At 60.2% G+C, this 679-nt stretch carries 1 protein-coding gene; it reads right to left on the bottom strand.

Annotation, left to right across the window (positions count from 1 at the left end):
- Window positions 1-679 (bottom strand): aminotransferase class III-fold pyridoxal phosphate-dependent enzyme (locus AC0L2O_RS36295; RefSeq protein WP_473373135.1); only part of this gene is annotated, 679 nt, incomplete at both ends.

The following is a 679-nucleotide window of genomic DNA, read 5'->3' as shown; positions in this document are numbered from 1 at the left end:
GCCGCCGAAGGCGCCGAACGACAGACCGCCTGCCACATACTTGCCAAGTGTCATCAGGTCTGGACGAATGCTGTAGCGGGTCTGTAGACCGCCCGGCGCAAGACGCGAGGTCATCACTTCATCGAACACAAGGAGCGCGCCGACTTTCTCGGTCTCCTTGCGTAGCCCCCAGAGGAAATCTCCCTCGGCGGGAATGCAGCCGCCAGAGCCCTGCATCGGTTCAACGATCACAGCGGCAATGTCATCGGCATGCTGCGCGATCAGCTTTGCCGCCGCGGCAGCGTCGTTGTAGGGCGCAAGCAGCCAATCGAAGGGTACGTTGACCTGATTGACCGCTGCTTTAAAAGTGAACACGGAGCCATGATAAGCGCCGTCAAAAGCCATCACTTTTTTCTTGCCGGTCGCGACGCGCGCGAGCGTCAACGCTAGCAGCGTTGCCTCAGTGCCGGAATTGGTGAAACGCAGCAACTCCATCGCCGGAAAGCGCTTGGCAATGATCGCAGCAAACTCCGCCTCCACGCGCGTGTGGCCCGATAGGCTCAGTCCGTTGTCAACCGCCTGCTTGACTGCCTCGCCGATAATCGCATTGGAATGCCCGGCAAGGCCCGCCGTGTACTCGCCCATAAAATCGAAATAGCGATGGCCGTCGACGTCGGACACTTCGCAGCCCTTCCCGCAA

The sequence above is a fragment of the Bradyrhizobium sp. Kon10 genome (genome assembly GCF_055807395.1).
The sequence above is the reverse complement of the archived record's forward strand: the minus strand, read 5'-3'. Positions and strand labels throughout refer to the sequence as shown.